General features: G+C 61.2%; 17 protein-coding genes. 11 read left to right on the plus strand and 6 right to left on the minus strand.

Annotated elements, in window-relative coordinates:
* From pip to NW844_RS02935, 4 genes are all read left to right on the plus strand, one after another.
* Positions 1 to 946: prolyl aminopeptidase (gene pip / locus NW844_RS02920; RefSeq protein ID WP_414333324.1), on the plus strand; the 946-nt coding region annotated here is incomplete at its 5' end.
* A 279-nt stretch (positions 947 to 1,225) separates the two neighbouring features.
* Positions 1,226 to 1,747: a PDZ domain-containing protein gene (locus tag NW844_RS02925; RefSeq protein WP_414333325.1), complete on the plus strand. Its 522-nt coding sequence runs from the start codon at positions 1,226 to 1,228 to the stop codon at positions 1,745 to 1,747.
* A 7-nt stretch (positions 1,748 to 1,754) separates the two neighbouring features.
* The gene (locus NW844_RS02930; protein WP_414333327.1) at positions 1,755 to 2,063 is read left to right on the plus strand and encodes a hypothetical protein; all 309 of its coding nucleotides are present in this window, start codon (positions 1,755 to 1,757) and stop codon (positions 2,061 to 2,063) included.
* 5 nt (positions 2,064 to 2,068) lie between these two features.
* Positions 2,069 to 3,655, plus strand: a complete 1,587-nt coding sequence (locus tag NW844_RS02935; RefSeq protein ID WP_414333328.1) for a hydantoinase B/oxoprolinase family protein — start codon at positions 2,069 to 2,071, stop codon at positions 3,653 to 3,655.
* On the opposite strand, the gene NW844_RS02940 is transcribed toward NW844_RS02935, so the two are convergent.
* Both NW844_RS02940 and NW844_RS02945 read right to left on the minus strand, forming a co-directional pair.
* Positions 3,592 to 3,984, minus strand: coding sequence for a thioredoxin family protein (locus NW844_RS02940; protein WP_414333329.1), 393 nt, complete (start codon positions 3,982 to 3,984; stop codon positions 3,592 to 3,594). The two genes, NW844_RS02935 and NW844_RS02940, sit on opposite strands and share 64 nt — an antisense overlap.
* Positions 3,985 to 4,018: 34 nt before the next feature.
* The gene (locus NW844_RS02945; protein ID WP_414333331.1) at positions 4,019 to 4,759 is read right to left on the minus strand and encodes an NnrU family protein; all 741 of its coding nucleotides are present in this window, start codon (positions 4,757 to 4,759) and stop codon (positions 4,019 to 4,021) included.
* A 71-nt stretch (positions 4,760 to 4,830) separates the two neighbouring features.
* Here NW844_RS02945 and psb27 point away from each other — a divergent pair, with 71 nt between their 5' ends.
* The gene (gene psb27, locus NW844_RS02950; RefSeq protein WP_414333333.1) at positions 4,831 to 5,232 is read left to right on the plus strand and encodes a photosystem II protein Psb27; all 402 of its coding nucleotides are present in this window, start codon (positions 4,831 to 4,833) and stop codon (positions 5,230 to 5,232) included.
* A gap of 168 nt (positions 5,233 to 5,400) precedes the next feature.
* Positions 5,401 to 5,910, plus strand: coding sequence for a YHS domain-containing (seleno)protein (locus NW844_RS02955; RefSeq protein WP_414333335.1), 510 nt, complete (start codon positions 5,401 to 5,403; stop codon positions 5,908 to 5,910).
* A gap of 16 nt (positions 5,911 to 5,926) precedes the next feature.
* Here NW844_RS02955 and NW844_RS02960 read toward each other — a convergent pair whose 3' ends face one another.
* The 3 genes from NW844_RS02960 to NW844_RS02970 form a co-directional block, all read right to left on the minus strand.
* Positions 5,927 to 6,703: a sensor histidine kinase gene (locus NW844_RS02960; RefSeq protein ID WP_414333337.1), complete on the minus strand. Its 777-nt coding sequence runs from the start codon at positions 6,701 to 6,703 to the stop codon at positions 5,927 to 5,929.
* Positions 6,704 to 6,848: 145 nt separating this feature from the next.
* Entirely contained in the window at positions 6,849 to 7,706 is an 858-nt protein-coding gene (gene prmC / locus NW844_RS02965; protein WP_414333339.1) for a peptide chain release factor N(5)-glutamine methyltransferase, read from the minus strand.
* Positions 7,707 to 7,771: 65 nt separating this feature from the next.
* On the minus strand, positions 7,772 to 8,641 hold the full coding sequence (locus NW844_RS02970; RefSeq protein WP_414333341.1) for a Tic22 family protein: 870 nt from the start codon (positions 8,639 to 8,641) through the stop codon (positions 7,772 to 7,774).
* A gap of 505 nt (positions 8,642 to 9,146) precedes the next feature.
* Between NW844_RS02970 and NW844_RS02975 the strand changes: the two genes are divergently transcribed.
* The 4 genes from NW844_RS02975 (at position 9,147) to NW844_RS02990 (ending at position 13,289) form a co-directional block, all read left to right on the plus strand.
* Complete coding sequence (locus tag NW844_RS02975) at positions 9,147 to 9,338, plus strand: hypothetical protein (RefSeq protein WP_414333343.1); 192 nt, start codon at positions 9,147 to 9,149, stop codon at positions 9,336 to 9,338.
* A gap of 155 nt (positions 9,339 to 9,493) precedes the next feature.
* Complete coding sequence (locus NW844_RS02980; protein ID WP_414333345.1) at positions 9,494 to 11,980, plus strand: DUF3656 domain-containing U32 family peptidase; 2,487 nt, start codon at positions 9,494 to 9,496, stop codon at positions 11,978 to 11,980.
* Between the two features lie 173 nt (positions 11,981 to 12,153).
* Entirely contained in the window at positions 12,154 to 12,678 is a 525-nt protein-coding gene (gene ilvN, locus NW844_RS02985) for an acetolactate synthase small subunit (protein WP_414333369.1), read from the plus strand.
* Positions 12,678 to 13,289, plus strand: coding sequence for a hypothetical protein (locus tag NW844_RS02990; RefSeq protein ID WP_414333347.1), 612 nt, complete (start codon positions 12,678 to 12,680; stop codon positions 13,287 to 13,289). The genes ilvN and NW844_RS02990 overlap by 1 nt, the downstream gene beginning before the upstream one ends.
* Before the next feature lie 17 nt (positions 13,290 to 13,306).
* Here NW844_RS02990 and NW844_RS02995 read toward each other — a convergent pair whose 3' ends face one another.
* Complete coding sequence (locus NW844_RS02995) at positions 13,307 to 13,924, minus strand: DUF3120 domain-containing protein (protein ID WP_414333349.1); 618 nt, start codon at positions 13,922 to 13,924, stop codon at positions 13,307 to 13,309.
* A 255-nt stretch (positions 13,925 to 14,179) separates the two neighbouring features.
* Between NW844_RS02995 and NW844_RS03000 the strand changes: the two genes are divergently transcribed.
* Positions 14,180 to 15,238, plus strand: coding sequence for a glucokinase (locus NW844_RS03000; protein WP_414333351.1), 1,059 nt, complete (start codon positions 14,180 to 14,182; stop codon positions 15,236 to 15,238).
* Positions 15,239 to 15,513 lie beyond the last annotated feature (275 nt).

Raw genomic sequence — 15,513 nt, forward strand, 5'->3', positions numbered from 1 at the left:
GCGCGATCTCTACCCGCCCATCGAGCCCTACGATTACGGCTTTCTCCCCGTCTCTTCCCTGCACACCCTCTACTACGAGCAGTGCGGCAACCCGGCGGGCAAGGCGGTGGTGTTTTTGCATGGGGGGCCAGGGGGTGGGATCGATCCCCTCTACCGGCAGTACTTTGATCCCAGCCGCTGGCGGGTGGTGCTGTTCGATCAACGTGGTTGCGGCAAGAGCCGCCCCTACGCCGAGCTGCGGGAGAACACCACCTGGGATCTGGTGGCCGATATCGAGAAGCTGCGCCAACACCTGGGCATTGAGCGCTGGTGGGTGTTTGGGGGCAGTTGGGGCAGCGCCCTTGCCTTGGCCTATGGGCAAACCCACCCCCACTCCTGCCTGGGGTTTATCTTGCGGGGCATTTTCCTGCTACGCCCTTTTGAGATCCGCTGGTTTTACCAGTCGGGGGCCAGCCACCTGTTCCCCGATGCTTGGGAACATTACCTGGAGCCCATCCCCCCCGAAGAGCGGGATGACCTGCTGGCAGCCTACCACCGCCGCCTCAACGACCCGGATCCCCAGGTGCGGCTGAGAGCGGCCCGCGCCTGGGCCATCTGGGAGGCCAGCACCAGCAAGTTGATCCCCAGCCCTGAGCTCATCGAGCGCTTTGGCCAGGAGACCTTTGCCGAGGCCTTTGCCCGCATCGAGTGCCACTACTTCGTCCATGGGGGTTTTTTGGATCCTGAAGACCAGCTCCTTAGGGGGGTGGAGCGCCTGCGCCATCTGCCGGCTGTGATCGTCCAGGGACGCTACGACGTGGTCTGCCCGCCCATTTCCGCCTGGGAGCTGCACCAGGCCTGGCCAGAGGCGGAGTTTCACCTCATTCCCGATGCCGGCCATTCCATCACCGAGCCCGGGATCCGCACCGCCCTGCTGCAGGCCACGGATCGCTGCGCCAGTCTGTGAGCCGCTGAGATAGCCTGGGTTGGGGATCCCAAGACCTTGAAGAATTGCTACAGGAATGCCGGCAAAACCTTGGGATCCAGCCCCGGAGCACGGCCAAGCCTATCGACAGTCGGCGATTTTGGGTTTATCACTGAGGGAAGAGCGGTGCAGGCTGCCTGGTCGATGGCTTCCGCCACTGGCTCCTTCTGATTGTTGTTAATTGATCTTGGGCTGGTTCCTCCACTCCAGCGTCTTGTCAAAGCAAACTTGTCTTTACTTCGCCGTTTCCAGGGTCGAACCATGCAGAAAATAACTCATCTGTCTAAGCTTGCCCTCGCCCTGCCTGCTTCCCTCTTGCTGGCAGATGCCGTTGTGGCCTACCCCTGTGACTCGGTTGGGGGTGAAGCTTACAACTTCTACAGCCCCACGGTTCAGGTTGACAGTTTCGGGGCTCAGGTGTCGCCTGCTGTCCTAGGCAACGGTTTTATCGGGGTTGCCATCGAAACGGTGGATGGACAGCCAGCTCAAGGTGCCGTCAGTCGTCGCCTGTTTGGCCCCGCGCCTCAAATCCAAGGGGTGCAGGTGGTTGGTCTGCTCCAGGATGGCCCGGCTCAACAAGCGGGTCTGGCCCAGGGAGATATTTTGATTGGGGTGGACGGGCAGCGGGTCACCTCGGTGCAGCACGTCCAGCAAATTATCCAAAACACCCCGGTGGGCCAGCGGGTACCCATTACCTTCCGGCGCGGCGGACAGGTGTTGTCCACGGTGGTGGTGGTCGGCGATGGCCGTGTGTTGCGCCCCTTGATGCTGCAGCAGCAGTAAGCTTCCAGTGAATGCAGATTGGAGTTCAGGATGGGCGGTCTGGGCGGTTTGCGGCCTTAACGGGCTGCTGTTTCTGGCTTTGCTCGCCCTCGTTCCTGTCCTTTTGAGCCTGCGGTCGGCGCTCTGGGTTACGGAGCGGGCCATGGCCGACTGGCGGGAGGCGGCTGAGCGGGCTTTGGCTCCCACGCCGGCTGAGTTGCTGCGCCTACGGGATCGGCTGCGGGAGAATCGCCATACCCTCGACCGCTGGCAGCGGCGTCTCCAGTTTTGGCAAGGGATCCGCAGGGTGGCTGTTTGGCTGGGGCGCAGGCTGTGAGGAGCATGGATAGCGTCTCCCATCCCATCCGGTTGCAGGTGATGGCCAATGCGCTGGCGGGGATCGCCGAGGAGATGGGGGCGCGCCTCATCCGCGGTTCTTACTCGGCCAACATCAAGGAACGGCGGGATTGCTCGACGGCCCTGTTCGACGCTCGGGGAGACTGTATTGCCCAGGCGGCCCACATTCCGGTGCACCTGGGCGCCCTCGCGGAAGCGGTGCGGGCGGTGGTGGCAGCCGGCCCGCGGCCCGGCGATGTGTTCGTCCTCAACGATCCCTACCAGGGGGGATCCCATCTGCCGGATATCACGGTGGTTACGGCCATCCCCGGCCTGGGGGATCCAGAACAAGTCTGCGCCTACGCGGTGAACCGCGCCCACCACGCCGATATTGGGGGGATGCGCCCCGGCTCCATGCCGGCCGACTCTACGGAAATCTGGCAGGAAGGGCTGGTGATCCCGCCGCTGCGGCTGGCCCAAATGACCCTGACGGGGGAGCTGTGCTGGCAGGGCGATCTGCTGCGCCTGATCCTGGCCAATGTGCGCAACCCTGAGCAGCGGCGGGGGGATTTGCAGGCCCAGGTGGGGGCCAGCGCCGTGGGGGTGAGCCGGTTTCGCGAGCTGCTGGCCCGCTTTGGAGAAGAAGAGGCCTGGCAGTTGATCGCCGGGGTGATCGCCTACAGCCGGCGGCGGATGCAGGCCCAGATCCGCGCTCTGCCCGCTGGGATCTACACCGCCTGCGACTACCTGGAGGGCTACGGGGATCCGCCCGAGCCGCTCCGCATCCAGGTGCAGATTGAGGTAAGGGGGGAGAGGCTACGGGTGGACTTTGCCGGCACAGCCCCGGCCACCGCGGGGAACCTGAACGCGCCTTTGGCTGTGACCCGCTCGGCGGTGCTCTTTGCCCTGCGCTGCCTGTTGGATCCCACGGCGCCCAGCAATGTCGGCCTGGAGGATCCCATCGAGATCGTAGCCCCGCCCGGCTGCCTGGTGAACGCCCAATTTCCGGCGGCGGTGGTGGCGGGCAACGTGGAAACCTCGCAGCGCATTGCCGATGTGGTGTTCAAAGCCCTAGCCCCGGTGGCCGGATCCCGTGCCATTGCCCAGGGACAGGGCACCATGAACAACTGTGTGCTCGGCAACCGCCACTTCACCTACTACGAAACCCTGGGGGGCGGCCAAGGAGCCAGCCGGCAGCGACCGGGCCTGGACGGCGTCCACGTGGGCATGAGCAATACCCTCAACACCCCCATCGAAGCTCTGGAGCTGGAGTATCCCCTGCGGGTGCTGCGCTACGAGCTACGCCCAGATTCCGGCGGCCATGGCCGCCAGCGGGGCGGCTGGGGGCTGATCCGCTCCCTCCAGACCTTGCAAGATTGCACCCTCTCCCTGCTCACCGACCGGCGCCACCATGCCCCCCAAGGGGAAGAAGGCGGCGAGCCTGGCCAGGTGGGGATCAACCTCGTCAACGGGGATCCCTTGCCCAGCAAAACCAGCCGATCCCTGAAAGCCGGCGATGTGCTCACCCTCTACACCCCTGGCGGCGGGGCTTGGGGGTCAAGCGAGGAGGAGCAGGCACCCGAACCCACATAGCGCAGGTGGGCGAGAAACAACTGCTCGCAGCGCCGGATCACCTCATCACGGCTGGCAAAGTGCTCTAACCTATGCACTTCTTGACCTTTCTCAAACAAAATTAAGGTCGGCAGCGAGCGCACCCGATAGCGGCGCGGCAGCCAAAAATTGTCGTCCACATTCACCCGCAGCACCTTAACTGCGCCGCCCCACTCTGCTGCGAGACGGTCGGTAATCGGCTGAATGAACCGACACAGGCCACACCAAGGGGCGCCAAAATCCACCAACACCAACCCGTCACTTGTCAAAAGTTCTTGATTAAAAGCATCTAAAGCAACTTGCAAGTTCATCACTCCCAGACTAAAGAAGTTGTTTGGGATCATGCTACCAGGCAATTTGGCTGGCTGCAGAAACCATTTGCGGATGGAAAGCATAAAGAATCACTACAAAGCTGAACACCCCTAGGTAGGCCCAGCGCAGAAACTCTCGCGGTTGCAGGTGTTGTCGCCGCTGCAGAATGGCCAAGCCGGGGATCACAGAAGTACGGGCCTTGAGATCGCGGAAGGCCTGGCCGTATTTCCGCTCCAGACGGTGATCCCCGTGCCAGACGGCGAACAGGTGATAGGCCACCAGCCCCAGGGAGGTGACCAGCATAAAACTGGAGCCAATCCAAAGGGAATGGGCCACACACCAGATCACCTGGCCCACCATTTGGGGGTGGCGGGTGATGCGGATGATCCCGGTCTCAAACAGGTGGATCTCCGGCTTCTGAATGGCGGCGATCTCCAGCAAATTGAAGGTAGCCGGATACAAAAAGAAAAACGAGAGCGCTGACAAAAGAACAACGGTGGTGTGGATGCCGGGGACAGCATGGAGATCCCAGAGGATCACCCCGTCGTAGCGATGGTTAAAGAAGTAGATCAGCAGCAGCGGCGCCAAGCTGAGGCTGACCAGCGCAAAAAGAAGGCGGTACAAACGGGATCCCAGCCAAGCTTCCCCCCAAGGCCGCAAGTAGGCCAGCCCACTGTGAGCACAGGCAAATCCTAGAATCATGGCCAACATGATCGCGTGGGATCGGTAGGGGGCCAGCTCGGGCGGTAAGTGGCTAAAGAGTGGGAACAGCATCTTTTCAAGAGCTCCTCTGGGGCGTCGCCGTGACTTATGCTTAAAGATAAGTTACATAAGGCAAGCTTCCCATGCTGAAAACTTTTTTTCTACGCCTTGTCGGCCTGCTCCTCTCGGTCATCCTGGTGCTGGGCTGGACGACCGCAAGCGCTCAGGCGGCCCGTCTTACCGGCAAGTACTACGAAGACAGCATGACCCTGATCCAAACCCTGCGCACCGTCCTTTCGGAAGCGGATCCCGTGATGAACCCGGCAGAGGCGCGGGCGGAAGCGATGGAGGCTATGCAAGAATTCGCAGGACGCTACCACGGCCAACGCTACGACAAGCTCCAGTCTTTCACCACCCTGCGCACCGTGTTTAATACGCTGGCCTCCCAGTACCGCACCTCCAACCGACCTCTCAACCCGGAGAAGGTGGAGCGGGTGCTGATGCAACTGGATCGGGCGGAGTTGGCCTTGCGCCGGGAAGGTTGAACTTTTGGGATCTCCCAGATCCAAATCACAGGCAAATTTCCCCCGGTGCAGCCAAGCTGTTGCCAGCTCGCAAAAGTCGAGGTCATCGCCGGCGTTCTTCCAAACCTGAGGAGGAAGGCGCCGCTCTCTCGAGGCAAAGGGCATTTTCTCAGGATTTGGGAGGTTGTTATGGGCACAGGTCGTTGGATCCTGCTCTCGTTGCCGCTGATGGTTGGGGGTGGGGTTATTGCTTTTTATTCAGCTTCGCTCTTGTCCCTTCCAGCCCAAGGACAGGTGGCTGGAGCTGCCGAGGAGGGATCCCCGGGCCCTTTTTTTGCGGTGGATGGCCTGGCCCTGCGCGGCTATGACCCGGTGGCCTACTTTATCGATGGCAAGCCGGTCGAGGGATCCCCAGCCTATGAATGGGAGTGGGGAGGGGTGACCTGGCGGTTTGCCACTGCTGACAATCGGGAGCGGTTTCGCAGCAACCCGGAGCGCTTTGCCCCCCAGTACGGCGGGTTTTGTGCTTGGGCCGTGGCCCACAACTACCTTTACCCGGTGGATCCCTTTGCCTGGAAAATTGTCGATGACAAGCTGTACTTGAATGCCAACCGGCGGGTACAGCGCAACTGGGAGCGGGACATTCCCGGGTTGATCGAGAAGGCAGATGCCAATTGGCCGGGGCTGCGCAGCCGCTGAGCCTACCTGTCTGGGATCACTGGATGAGGCGCAGGGTTACCTTGATGACAACCCGGTGGAGGCCGCTTTCGCCAAGCTCCAGATCGCCCCCCATTTCTCTCAGGAGCCGCTCGCTCACCCGCCAAGTAGCACTGCCCTTTGTTTCAACGGGCACATGGCACCGTCCCTCCAGGTTCCACTCTAGACACAGGTGCCCCTCCGCTGCTGCGATGGGATAGAGGTGCAGAGCCATCGAACCATAGCGCAGGGCACGGATGCCCCAGCGACACACCCCCAGCAGAGCCTGCACCAAACCGTGGGGATCCGCCCAAACCATAAGGCTGTCCGGGAGGGCGGACGGTTCAGAAACAGAAGGTGGTTGTAGGATCGGCCACTCGTAGCGAATGCCCTGATCCTGGGCCTGTAGGCGAGTTAGGCTGTACACATCTTGCAGCAGGGGGCGGAGTTGGGTCGGCTCCGGTTGCAGGGGTTGAATGGGCAGATCGTGGCGAGCCAGGCGGGTGTATTCCTCGAGCAGCTTAATCAAGCGCTCTACGGACTCTTTGGCACTTTGAATGTATTCCCGCTCCTCCTCCGGGGAATCGCACAGATCCGACAACACCAACTGCAGGGATCCCATCTGGCTGCTGAGGGGGTTGCGCAGCTCGTGGCCAATGCTGACGAGCAACTCTTGCTGAAAGGCTCGCATCACCTCAGAGCGTTCAAAAGCAAATTGCCAATCTACGGCCTCTTGCCTGTCGGCAGGGGCCGCCGGCTGGGAAGCTGGATCGGGTTTGGCTGCGGGTTTCCTCAAAAGGTGCTCCGGACGAAGGACAGGGGATCCCGTCGAGGTTCAGATCCTTGGGTTCGGATCTTTAAGCTTTGCACAGTAAGGACTACGTCCCCCTGACGCGAGCAGGCTCTGGAGATACCCCACTCCATGGGGATCCTACCCTTTTCTACCCGACGAAGTGGGCGCTGACCACCCGCTCAATCCCCGCCAGATCGCGGTGAACTTGGATCTGCCGATAACAGTCCCTCTCTCGCAATTGCTCCGCCACCCAAGGGGCTTGTCCTCGCATCACTTCTACCGCCCAAAAGGAGTTGGGGGCCAGGTAGTCCGGTGCCCTTTGAATCAACAGCCGCAAGTGGGCCAGCCCATCTTCCCCGCCATCGAGGGCCTGTCGCGGCTCGTGCAGCCGCACCTCGGGCATGAGATGGGCCAGCTCCCCGGTGGGGATGTAGGGCGGGTTGGAAACCAGGCCGCGCAGCCGCCCCCGCCAGGGATCCAAGGGCACAAACCAGGATCCCAGCAGCAACTGCACCCGCTCCTGCAAATGGTGGGCCGCCACGTTGTCCGCCGCAACGGCTAGGGCTTGCGGGCTCGAATCCACCGCCAGAAGCTGCAACTGGGGATGTCGCTGGGCCAAAGCGATGGCAATGGCCCCGCTGCCGGTGCCCAGGTCGGCCAAGCAGGATGCGGGCGGCAGAGGATTAGCTTGTAACCAGAGGGAAGCCTGCTCCACCAGCAGCTCGGTCTCCGGACGTGGGATCAGCACCGCCGGGGTCACCCGTAGGCTCAAGCCGGCCCATTCCACTTTGCCCAACAGATACTGCAGAGGGACGCGCTTTTCCACCCTTTGCTGCCAAAGGGCCTCTACCTCCTCCAGGAGTTCCCCCGCCCCAGCCGGAGCGCGACCCAGCAGCCGCTCCAACGGCCCCCACCCCAGCCGTTCCTTGAGCAGAATCTCCACCTCCTCGGCAGGGATCCCAGCCGCTTTTGCCGCCCTCAGGGCCTGGGCACGCCACTCCAGCAATCGCCTCAGCAGAGTCGAGGGGGATCTCAAAGGATTCCGTTCTGCCAGTATGACTGGGGGTTGGGTTAACGCTGAGGCTGGGGACTGGCAGAAGGGTTGGCAGGCCGAGCCAACGATTGGATGTATTCCAGCGCCGAGCGGGAAGGGATAAAGGCGATCTTCTGCACATCGGCCTGGGCATCGGGAGCCAGCATGCGCTCCACCACAATGGCCAGGGAGGTGACCTCAATCTGGGTTTTTCCAACCACATCCGGGTTCTGGGCTGCCGCCCGATCCAAAGCTCGCTGCAGATCGTTGCGGTCGAAGAAGAAGGGCACCACCTCCTGACCATCCTGCTCGATGGTCAGCAGCCCCTCTCCGGAGCGGCCATAGAACAGAGGCACGCCGATCGCTTCTGGAGGCACATCTTTGCTGGTTTCTTTCAGTACCTGCTTGGCTGCCTCCACATCAGCAGGCCGCGGCACCACCTCGAAGTACAGATCGCTATTTTTGGCGCGCTCCTCTTCCGATTTTTCGTAGGCATACCCCAGCGAGAGAGGCACCACCTGGGCTTGGCTGGCTATCTCGGGGTTGCTGGCTTTCACCTGCTCCAACATTTTTTGGGCCTGGGCTTGATCCAGCCAGAAGGAGACCACTTGAATGGTGCGGCCATCTCGCTCCACATTGGCAACAACAGGTGTGCCGTTCTGAGACACAATCGCAAAAACAGGCACCAGGCTCAGCCGCTCTGCCACCTCTTGCCGGCTCATGGGGCCTGCGGTTGCCTGAGCCGGTGGAGCACTCCCCTGAGCCCAAGCGGGAGTCATGGCCAAGCTCGCCCACGCTGTCCCGATCAGGATCCCGGCTATACTGCTCACCCGAGCTACACAGCAGCAGAGGGATCGGGCAGGCGACACTACGTTACAGCGCATCATTCTCATCTCCACTCCCGGCATCGCGCCTTGTTCTGGTTGCTATAGGGCTAGATCCCTCAAGTACTAACCAACAGATCGGGCAAGGCAGAAGCCACCCGGATTGAACCTGCTCGACAGGGCTAGGCTAGCGATGCGGCACACCCTCGGCATCGACTCGCGGCTGGCCGTCGCTGACAACACCCCGGCTCACTGACCTCAAAGAGCGCTCTTGGGCCACCCTAGAAGCCAAGGTTAGAACATCTGCTCGACTCCTGTCGAGGGGCAAAGCCCCTATTTGAGTGGGGATCCCGCATCACTCAATACTATATACGGAGTCGCATAAAATCGACCCACGCTAGATGCAGATCTACCCAACAGCAGATCGGTTCAGATCGAGCTGATAATTGTATGCTCAGCTTTTCCACAACAGGCAGCCTACCCCAGCCTTGTGCATCAGGGCTCTGATGTAGCCGCGCGAACGTGGCAGCTACTGTTAACTTTTGTTAAGGTGGGGGGACAAACGCATGCTTCCGAGGAGCATTAAACCATGGCTAAGATCTTTACCCCTGAATTCAACCAATTTGAGACCATCAACGCCACGCAGGCCTGGTCTTTGTTTTTCACCATCAGCGCTTCCGATCGGCTTTTGGGCTCAAACCCGGCTGTTGGGCGCTACATCACGCTGGCCTTGTTCAGCGCCATCCTCACCGGCATCCTGAATGTGCTGCTGGCCTCGTAGTTGGCCGCTGTCACGGGACGGAATTGTCCAGGACAATCTGTTTGCCAGTCCTTCAGAGGCCGCTGGCAGCGGCGGCTCGGCCTGGGAAAGGGGATCCCTTCCTCAGGTTTTTTGCTTTTGAATGGGAAAGGATCCCTTTTGCTCCGGGTGGGGCGATGAAAACGTCTGGGACAAGTTCTGCGGCGGCGGCTTTGCCCGTCGCGCTGCCGCTGCTGCTGGCGCCGGCAGGAGATTGGGAGTGTGCCAAGGCAGCGGTAGAAAACGGGGCCGATGCCATTTACTTCGGGCTGGAGCGGTTCAACGCCCGCCTACGCGCCCGCAACTTCACAGAGGCAGATTTGCCGGAGCTGATGGCTTGGCTGCATCAGCGGGGGGTGCGAGGCTATGTAACTTTGAATACTCTGGTCTTTCCGGGGGAGCTGGAGGAAGCGGAGCGGTACATCCGCTCGATGATCGCGGCGGGGGTGGATGCGGTCATTGTCCAGGATATTGGCATCGCACGCTTGATCCGTCATCTTTCTCCCGATTTCCCCATCCACGCCTCGACGCAGATGACCGTCACCAGCGGTATCGGGGCAGAGTTTGCCGCCGAGTTGGGCTGTGAGGTGGTGGTGCTGGCGCGGGAGTGTTCCCTCAAGGAGATGGCCAAGATCCGCGCCCATCTGGAAGAGAAGGGATCCCCCGTCTGCTTGGAAATCTTCGTGCACGGGGCGTTGTGCGTGGCCTATTCCGGGCAATGTCTGACCAGCGAGGCGCTGGGAGGACGTTCGGCCAACCGCGGAGAATGTGCCCAGGCCTGCCGCCTGCCCTACGAGCTGGTGGTAGACGGGATGCGGCGCGATCTGGGGGAGAAGCGGTATCTGCTCAGCCCCCAAGATCTGGCCGGTCTGGAGGTGCTGCCGGAGCTGGTCAAGCTGGGGATCCACTGCTTAAAAATTGAGGGTCGTTTGAAATCGCCGGAGTATGTAGCCAATGTAACGCGCATCTATCGCCAGGCCTTGGATGCCTTGGGGGCAGGTCAGGCGTGGCAGCCCTCAGCTCAGGAGTGGTATGAGCTGGAGATGAGCTTTTCCCGCGGGCTGTATACCGGCTGGCTGCGGGGCATCAACAACCAAGAGCTGGTGCATGCCCGTTTTGGCAAGAAGCGGGGGGTTTACCTGGGGCAGGTGCTGCGGATCGAAGGGGATCAGGTGGGGGTGCGCCTGCAGGCTCCCCTCAAGCCGGGCGATGGCGTGGTGTTCGACCAGGGAGAGCCGGAGCAGGGGGGGCGGGTTTACCGCGTGCACAAGAAGCAGGGGCTGGCCTGGCTTGGCTTTGCCCAGGGGGCCATTGACCTCAAACGCCTGCGGCCAGGGGATCGCCTCTGGAAGACCAGCGACCCGGAGCTGGAGAAACGCCTGCGCCAGAGCTATGCCGGGGATCAGCCTCGCTTTCAACGCCCCGTCCACCTGGAAGTTCACGGCCAGGCCGGCTTGCCCCTGACGCTGATCCTGCGGGATGAAGAGGGCCACGTGGTGCGGGTGGATTCGCCGGTGCCTTTGCAGCCTGCCCATCACCAACCCCTCACCGACGAGAAGCTGCGGCAGCAACTGGGTCGTTTGGGTTCCACCCCGTTCAAGTTGGGATCCCTGCACAATGCCCTGGAAGGAGAGGTGATGCTGCCGCTGAGCGTCCTCAACCAAATGCGGCGCCAAGCCGTGGAGCAGTTGCAGGCGCTGTGGGCTCGGCCCCGCCGCTGGCAGCTCAACCCTGAAGCTCGCTGGCCAGATCTGCTGCCCGCCCCGGAGCAACCGGAAAGGGGATCGCCCCAACTGGTGGTGCTGGTGCGGGATCCAGAGCAGTTGCCGGCGGCAATTGCCTGTGGCATCCGGCAGATCTACCTGGAGTTGGAGGATCCCCGCCGCTACCGGGAAGTTATCCGCGCCACCAAGGCCGCTCACCCTGAGGTGGAGCTGTGGGCGGCCCCGCCCCGCATCACCAAGCCGGGAGAAAGCTGGATCCTCAAACAGGTGTTGGCAGCAGGAGCCGATGGCTATCTGGTGCGCAACTACGACCACCTGCGCTTTTTTGCCGGCCAGCGCTGCATCGGCGATTTTTCCTTGAACGTGGCCAACCCCATCACCGCCCACTATTTCAAAAGCCGCTACCCCTTGGAGCGCCTGACGGCCTCCTATGACCTCAACCACGAGCAACTGGGATCCCTGCTCCAGGCCGGCCCCGCCCACTGGTACGAGGTCACCATCCACCAGCACATGCCCATGTTCCACATGGAGCACTGCGTCTTCTGCGCTTTTTTGTCCCGCGGCACCGACTACACCAATTGTGGCCGTCCCTGCGAAAAACACGAGGTGAGGCTGAGGGATAGGGCCAATGTCGAGCACATTTTGAAAGCCGATGCCGGCTGCCGCAACACTCTCTACAACGGCAAAGCCCAAACCGGGGCCGAGCATGTGCCAAAACTGCTGGATCTGGGGTTGCGATATCTGCGCATTGAGTTCTTGCAGGAATCCCCCGAGCAGATCCGGCAAACCTTGCGCTGCTATCAACAGCTTCTCCAAGGCCGGATGAGCGGATCCCAGCTGTGGCGCGAGCTGAAGCTACATAGCCAATTGGGGGTTACGCGCGGGTCTTTGCAGAGTTAGAGGCTGCGCGGCCTTACATACCCTCTGTATTCTCTGCGGTTGCCGAGGCCGGGTGGGCAGAGCAATAGAAAAAACACTCCCGCAAAATTGGCGTAAAATTTCCTCAGGGTACGGTCGTTTCCCAACCTCTCTTTTGCTTCCCTATCCTCTGCGTAGCTCTCTCTTTGGTTACCGTGAAACACACCCTCAGCGCCCTTGTGCAGGATCAGCCTGGCGTTTTAACCCGCATCGCGGGGATGTTTGCCCGTCGCGGCTTTAACATCGACAGCCTCACCGTCGGCCCCACCGAACGACCGGGGATCTCTCGCATCACCATGGTGGTGCAGGGAGATGAGCACGACGTGGAGCAGATGACGAAGCAGCTCTACAAGCTCATCGATGTGCTAAAAGTTACCGATATCACCCACGTCCCCTGTGTGGAACGGGAGCTGATGCTGGTCAAGGTGAATGCCAGCCCCGAGACCCGCTCCGCCATCATGGATGTCGCCCAAATGTTTCGTGCCCGGATTGTGGATGTGGCGGAGGAGTCTTTGACCCTCGAGGTGACCGGGGATCCGGGCAAAATGGTGGCGATCATCAAGATGTTGACCAGCTTTGGCATCCGCGAGATCGCCCGTACCGGTCTGGTGGCCCTCACCCGCGAGTCTGGCGTGAATACGGAATACTTGAAGCAACACCCCACCTTAGTGACCATCTGATGGCCTTACGAGAAGCGATGCCACAACCGGGGGAGAGGTGGCGGGGATCGGCTTGGCGCGGCGGAATTCGCAGGATCCTCGGCCTTGTGGCCATTGTGCTGGTGGGGCTGCTGGCCGGCTGCGGCCCCAGGCCGCCCAAGCCGATTGTGCAGCAGGCCCTTGCCTATCAGATCGCTCATTTGTCCGAGCCGGTGGCCTCCTTGGTGGGCAGTGAGCAGTTGTCGGCCCGGCTGGAAGTGCAAGATGTGAAAATCCGTCGGGATCGCCGTGAACCTTTGCTGTTGGCCTGTTGCTCCGCAAGAACAGGAGAAACGCTGGAAGGCCATCACCTCAGCGGTACCTACACCCTGATCGTGAAGCCGCCGGGATCCCGCCGTCCTTATCGCCGCAAAGGGGATCCCTTTCAGCTCACCTTGGCCCACCAAAAGGCACAAACTGTTGCTACGCAGCGCTCGCCTGACGCAGAGCCCCAAACCGTGCCCGAACGGTGGCTACTGGCCTACGGCTCGCCTGATGCTAAGACCTGGAGGGTCATCGACTTTCTGCCTCAGCCCGCACCGGCACCGGAGTTGCCTCCTGCCGAGCCAGAACCGGCCATCCCGGCAGCCTGATGCAAACCTGCCGCCGCTCACCGCAGCAAAGCCGCCCCCCAGGCAAAAAGACCATCCACCAACAGGGTATTTAGCACTGCTCCGGCAAAGGCCCAATGGTGCAGGCGGCGGGATCCCCGAATCATCCACAACCCAGCGCCCAGCAAGAGAAGGCCCAGGCCGATGCCCCAACTCAGGCCCCAGGGGGTAGCCATTTTGTCAAGAGCGGCCATGAAAGGGACAACCGCCTGATCCAAGCGGTCGAACTGCATCGCCTGTCGCCACTCCGGCAGCAAGCCCACCGAGTGAATGTAAAGATCGGTAATCGCCGTGCCCCACAGGGAACCGAGATAAAACCAGGTGCCGATGCGGGCAAACCGCTGCCGTGTCCCCCACCAGACAATCGGGATCCCCAAAGCTTCCACGGGCATGTGCCAAAGAGGCTCAAAGCGCAGCCAGCCCCAATACAGGGATCCCGCCAGCCAAGTCAGGGTAAAGCCGTAGAGCAAATCTCCCCACAGGCGGGTACGGAGCTGCGAGTAGAGATGCAAACTGAGGCCCAACCAGCCCAAAGACATCACCAAGCTCACCCAGGGGGCATATCGCACCAGGGGCGCTTGCACAAAAACGGGCAGGCAGACGAGCAGAGCCGCCATTCCCCCAATGGCATGGTGGGATCCGAAACGCTTTTGAATCGGGAGAGGGCGATGCTCAGATGACAGCAGAGGCTCATTTGGGAGAGGGGGCAAAAAAGGTGTGGAAGACAAAATGCAACATTAAAAACCTTTACATCAGTTAACATAGCACCTTCTTCGCCGTGACAGGAGCGGGAAAGCTCCGGGAGGCCGAAATGGGCATTCCCTCTCCAGAGATGCCAGGGTGGAAACGATGTGCTGGCCGGAGGAAACCGTATGGACTTGCTGTTGGCCGCAGATATCGGGGGCACCAAAACCAGCCTCAGCCTTGTCAATGCCGAGGATCCCGAGCACAGCCTTTATCATTGCCGCTACGCCAGCCAAGATTTCGTCAGCCTCGCCCCGATGGTGGGAGAGTTTCTGGCCCAGGCTCGGCAGGAGCTGGGTCGAGATCCACAGCCTGCTGCTGCCTGTTTTGCGGTGGCCGGCCCGGTGATGGAGCGAGCAAGGGTACAGACCGCCAAGATCACCAACTTGCCTTGGGATCTGCAGTCAAGCCAATTGGCCGCAGAGCTGGGGATCCCGCGCGTAGCCTTGATCAACGACTTCAGCGCTGTGGGGTATGGCCTGCTTGCCCTGGGCGATCAAGATCTGGACACCTTGCAAGTGGGTGAGCGTCAACCCCGGGCTCCGATTGGCGTGATGGGAGCAGGTACGGGTTTGGGGCAGGCTTACCTCACCTGGGGAGAAGGCGGCTACCAGGTTCATGCCAGCGAGGGAGGGCATGTGGATTTTTCCCCGCGCACCCCTTTAGAGTGGGAGCTTTTGAGGTATTTGCAAAAACGGCACGGGCGTGTCTCCACCGAGCGGGTGGTCTCAGGGCAGGGAATTGTTGCCATCTATCAATTTTTGCGGGATAGTCGGTGGGGGCAAGGGGAAGAACAGTTGCTGGCCCAAATTGAGGCTTGGGAAAAGGGGGCCGAGCCTGTTGACCCGGCAGCCCAAATTGCCAATGCCGCCATGGAAGCACGGGATCCGCTGGCAGTGGAGTGTCTGCGGCTTTTTATCAGCTTGTACGGAGCTGCGGTCGGGAACTTCGCCCTGCAACTGCTGCCTCGCGGGGGCCTGTTCATCGCCGGTGGGATCGCGCCCAAGCTCTTGCGCCTCTTGCACCAAGGAGAGTTTTTGTCCTCGTTTTTGGACAAAGGGCGGATGCGTCCTCTCCTGGAGCAACTGTCGGTGCAGGTGGTGGTGAATGCGCAGGTGGGGTTGAAGGGAGCTGCTCGCTATGCCGCCACCCTTTTGTCTGGCAAGACCACCCAGCCCAGCGGATGATGGCAACGATCCCCATTGATGCTGGAATCATGCTGGACAATCTTGTCCAGCCGTCCCTCGTCGGGATCCTAAACTTCATCCCTTGGCGGATGGGGCAAAATGGGATTGGATCTTTGCCGCATTGTTAGACTTCCCAATAGCGGGCAGCCGCCATCCAACCGATGATCGCCGTCCCTCAGCACAGTTATAGTCACTACCAAGTAGCAATGAAACGTTTCTCTACGTCGTTATTCCTACGCAACGCTGTCGCGAACGCGCCGGCGGCGCGGAGCGCT

It is taken from the genome of Synechococcus sp. H55.2 (assembly GCF_047462495.1).
In the GTDB taxonomy this organism is placed as follows: Bacteria; Cyanobacteriota; Cyanobacteriia; order Thermostichales; family Thermostichaceae; genus Thermostichus.